Origin of the sequence: Streptomyces aurantiacus (assembly GCF_001418335.1) — a bacterium.
Classification (GTDB): domain Bacteria; phylum Actinomycetota; class Actinomycetes; order Streptomycetales; family Streptomycetaceae; genus Streptomyces; species Streptomyces aurantiacus.
This window is the reverse complement of record NZ_LIPP01000260.1, coordinates 1-3,934: the sequence shown is the minus strand read 5'-3', so window position 1 is coordinate 3,934 and position 3,934 is coordinate 1. Positions and strand designations below refer to the sequence as shown.

Below are 3,934 nucleotides of genomic sequence, written 5' to 3'. Positions count from 1 at the left end.
GCCCACGCGGCGGAGCCGCATATGGACACAGCCCCGCGCCCTTGTCGGGGCGCACGTCGGGGCCCGGCCCCGATGTGGCGTATGGCGCACAATGGAGCTATGGATTCTTCGGCCCCGCCCCCTCCCGTCAGCCCGTTGGAGCAGGCGTTGCACGCGGCTCGTGCGCTCGTGCTCGCCGATCTGGTCGCGGGTGCGGTCGCCGAGGCCGATGTCGTGTCGATGGTCGAGGAGTCGGTCGTACAGCGGCGGTGGTGGGTGGAGCAGTGGCCCGAGGGCGTCGAGTACGTGGCCGGGCTGATCGCCCAGGATGTACAGGACGCGCTGTTGGAGAAGTACGGGCGCTGGCCGCTGTGTCCCGTCTGCGCCGACGGCGACCCCCACGCCCTGGAGGTGGAGCCGGAGCTGGGCCCCGACCCGCACTGGGTGTGCCACAAGGCGGGGGTCTCCGTCTCCGCGGTGGGCACGCTCGCACCGGCCATGGGCGGGCCCGGCGGGGAGAGTGGCCGGGAGAGCTCCTCGTGACCGTCTATATCGACCCGCCCGACTGGCCGGGGCACGGCCGCATGTGGTCCCACCTCGTCAGCGACGTCTCGTTCGACGAACTGCACGAGTTCGCCCGCCGGCTGGGCGCCCCCGCCCGCGCCTTCGAGCGGGACCACTACGACATTCCCTCGCACCGGTACGAGGACGCCGTGCGGGCCGGCGCGGTACGGGTGCGCAGCCGCGAGGTCGTACGCCTCCTGCACGCGTCCGGGCTGCGCAGGCCCAAGGGGCGGCCGGGGCGGCCGGGGCGGCCGGGCTCAGCCGCGTAGCTCGTACGCGTACTGCCCCTCGGTGTCTCCGGTGTCCCCGGTGTCTCCGGTGTTCCCGGTGGCGTCCGCCGTGTCCGTGTCCACCCGGGTGAAGCCCGCGCGTGAGATCACGCCCTGGGAAAGGGAGTTGGCGCGGTCCACCGTCGCGAACAGGTAGGTGAGGTCCTCGCGGGCCAGGGCCCAGGCGGACAGGGCGCGCAGGGCCTCGGTGGCGTAGCCGTTGCCGCGGGCCGACTCCGTCAGGTCGTAGCCGACCTCGGCGCGGCCCTCCTCGTCCGGAGCGCCGTGGAAGCCGATGCCGCCGACCGCGCGGCCGTCCTCGCGCCGGACGAGGACGAACATGCCCCACTCGGGGCGGTGCACCCCGGCCTCGTACGCCTTGACCACCATGCCCGCCGCGTCCCGGGTGCCCTCGAAGGGGCCGCCCTCGATCCACTCGAAACCCCCCGTGCCGCCCGCCCGCAGGTCGGCGGCGGACGCGGGGGTGACGCCCTGGAGGGTGAGGCGTTCGGCCGGGATGACGAGGTTGTTGCTCCAGCGCCAGGCGGCGAGGGGCGCGCGGCCCGGCAGCTCGCCGCGCCCCGTGGCCCACAGGAGCGTGCGCCAGTGGTCCGGGCCGGGCTCCGGGCGGACGTGCGGGAAGATCCGGGTCAGTACGCCGGCGCAGAGCGCGGCCGGCGGCTCGTACGCGATGCCGAGACCCTCTGCCACGTCGTGCGTGTGCACGAGCACCTCGGTGACACCCATCGCGGCGAAGCCCTCACGGCCGGCGCTGCGGAAGGGGTACGGGTGGAACGCCCGCGCCTCCCGCGGAGTGGTGCGCACGGCCGCCGCGAGCAGGGCGCCGGTCGCCTCGACGACCTGGAGGACGTCCTCGACGCTCTCGCATGCCTCGAAGCCGATCTCGAACGGTACGTACCGGTCGGCGGGGCGGCCCGCCAGCTGGCCCGCGTACGAGACGAGGTCCGACGCGATGTGCTCCGCCGTTTCGCGGCAACTCCATTCGAGACGGCCCGCCTTGACGCTCCAGTCCCGGTCGGCCGCGCCCCGCAGGGCCGCCACCGCACCCGAGACGGCCTCTTCCACCTGGTCCCCACCCATGGCTCGCATGCCGGTGAGGATAAGCCTGTCGGTGTCATCCGTGTCATCCGTATTTCGGCGTCGATTCCGGCTGACCGCTGCAGCCTCCCACCGGCGTGGGCGTGGGCGTGGACGTGGTCGTTGATGCGGTCACGGGCGCGGCCTGGGCTCCGGTGACCAGCCGCGACGACGCCCCGCGCCGGTGCAGGCGCAGCGAGATCGTGGTCAGCACCCCCGCCGCGACGGTCAGCGCCGCTCCGGCCCAGGCCGTGGAGGCGAAGCCGAGCCCCGCGTCGATGGCGGCGCCGCCGATCCAGGGGCCGCCGGTGTTGCCGAGGTTGAAGGCGGCCGTGGTGGTGGCGCCGGCCAGGGTGGGGGCGGCGGCCGCGACGTCGAACATCCGGGCGTTCAGCGCCGGGGCCGTGTAGAAGGCGGAGACGCCGAGGAGCAGGGCGAGGACGGCTGCCGCGACGGCGTACTGTCCGAGCAGCGCGAGCGCCACGAGCAGGACCGTCGAGGCCGACATGCCCGAGAGCAGCACCCCGAAGAGGTGGGCGTCCGCGATCCGGCCGCCGATCGCCGTCCCGATGAGCGCGCCGATCCCGAACAGCGCGAGCACGGCCGGCACCCAGCCCTCGTCGAGCCCGGCCACGTCGGTGAGCAGCGGGGCGAGATAGCTGAACGCGCAGAAGACGCCGCCCGCGGCGAACGCGATCAGCGAGATGGACAGCCACACCTGCCGGTCGCGGTAGATCCGCAACTCCCGCCTGAGCCGGGGCTTCTCGTCGGGGACGGGGATACGGGGGATGAGGGTGGCCACTCCGACGAGCGCGATCGCGGAGGCCCCGCCGACCGCCCAGAACGCCGAGCGCCAGCCGAGGCTCTCGCCGAGGAAGGCGCCCGCCGGGACGCCGAGGACGTTCGCGATCGACAGGCCGCCGATCATCACGGCGAGCGCGCGGGCGCGGGCGTTCACCGGGACCATGGCGACGGCCACGGCCGCGCCGACCGCCCAGAACCCGGCGCACGCCAGCGCGCTCACGACGCGGGACGCGAAGAGCACGGCGTAGTTCGGGGCGAGGGCGCCCGCGATCTGGCCGAGGCCGAAGACCGTGATGAGCGCGATGAGGGTCGTACGGCGGGGCAGCCGGAGCGTCGCCACGGCCAGCAGGGGCGCTCCGACGACCATGCCGACCGCGAAGGCGGATATCAGGAGTCCCGCCCGCGGTATTGACACGTGCAAGTCGTCCGCGACAGCCGGCAGCAGGCCGGAGAGCATGAACTCGCTGGTGCCCAGGGCGAAGACGGAGAGCCCGAGGATGTAGACGGCCAGGGGCATACGGGTGTGGGTGCGGGTACCGGCGCTGGCGTTGGTGTCAGTGCCGCTGCCGGTGCTGTTGCGCGTGGGGACGGGCATACCAGGTGCCAACCTCTACGGGGAGCAGCCCATTCCATCGGGCGGGGTTCAGCTGGTCAACAGGGTCAGCTCGTTCGTCAGGTTGTGGCGGGCCGGGCCCTCCCATTCCCTTGTTCCGTGCGGAGTGTGGAAGAGGCGGGGCAGGTCGAGGAGTTGCCGGAGGATCGCCGCACGGCCCTCGCGGAAGGCGTCCGGGGGCACGAACGCGTACTCCTCGCGGACCGCCGTCGTGTAGGCGGCGTACGCGTCGGCGGGCGAGGCGAGGATCGCCAGGTCGGCGTCGCACAGGACCTGGCCGTTGGGGTCGTCGTCGGCCGGGGCGTGGGTGACCGTCAGCCGGACGAGGCGGGCGACCTCGGCGGTGGCGGCGGCGGAGAGGCCGGCCTCGGGGAGCGCGTGCTCGGCGAGCCGGGCCGAACGCTCCTCGTTCTCGGAGCGGTCGGGGAGGTAGACCGCGTCGTGGAACCACGCGGCCAGCCGTACCAGATCGGGGTCGTCCGCGGCCTTCTCCAGCACGTCGACGTGGTCCAGCACCGCGGTGAGGTGGTCGAGGGTGTGATAGCGGCGCTGCGGCTCGGACCAGCGGGCGAGGAGGTTCTCGGCGTACGGGGAGGGGTCGGGGGAG

5 protein-coding genes are annotated in these 3,934 nt (G+C 73.8%); 2 read left to right on the top strand and 3 right to left on the bottom strand.

Annotation, left to right across the window (positions count from 1 at the left end; all coding sequences use genetic code 11):
* Positions 1-99 precede the first annotated feature (99 nt).
* Positions 100-522, top strand: coding sequence for a hypothetical protein (locus AOK01_RS29895; protein ID WP_055517134.1), 423 nt, complete (start codon positions 100-102; stop codon positions 520-522).
* Complete coding sequence (locus tag AOK01_RS29890) at positions 519-812, top strand: DUF4031 domain-containing protein (protein WP_055517132.1); 294 nt, start codon at positions 519-521, stop codon at positions 810-812. The genes AOK01_RS29895 and AOK01_RS29890 overlap by 4 nt, the downstream gene beginning before the upstream one ends.
* Here the strand turns inward: AOK01_RS29890 and AOK01_RS29885 are convergent.
* The 3 genes from AOK01_RS29885 to AOK01_RS29875 all read right to left on the bottom strand — a co-directional run.
* Positions 801-1,922, bottom strand: coding sequence for a GNAT family N-acetyltransferase (locus AOK01_RS29885; RefSeq protein ID WP_107099953.1), 1,122 nt, complete (start codon positions 1,920-1,922; stop codon positions 801-803). The two genes, AOK01_RS29890 and AOK01_RS29885, sit on opposite strands and share 12 nt — an antisense overlap.
* A gap of 34 nt (positions 1,923-1,956) precedes the next feature.
* Positions 1,957-3,231, bottom strand: a complete 1,275-nt coding sequence (locus AOK01_RS29880) for a Cmx/CmrA family chloramphenicol efflux MFS transporter (protein WP_055517135.1) — start codon at positions 3,229-3,231, stop codon at positions 1,957-1,959.
* A gap of 126 nt (positions 3,232-3,357) precedes the next feature.
* The coding region (locus tag AOK01_RS29875) for an HD domain-containing protein (RefSeq protein ID WP_055517130.1) at positions 3,358-3,934 on the bottom strand (577 nt) is incomplete at its 5' end.

Bases quoted from the DNA above. Each gene is read 5' to 3' on its own strand.
- AOK01_RS29895 (WP_055517134.1), top strand. From the start codon at position 100: ATGGATTCTTCGGCCCCGCCCCCTCCCGTCAGCCCGTTGGAGCAGGCG.
- AOK01_RS29885 (WP_107099953.1), bottom strand. From the start codon at position 1,922: ATGCGAGCCATGGGTGGGGACCAGGTGGAAGAGGCCGTCTCGGGTGCG.
- AOK01_RS29880 (WP_055517135.1), bottom strand. From the start codon at position 3,231: ATGCCCCTGGCCGTCTACATCCTCGGGCTCTCCGTCTTCGCCCTGGGC.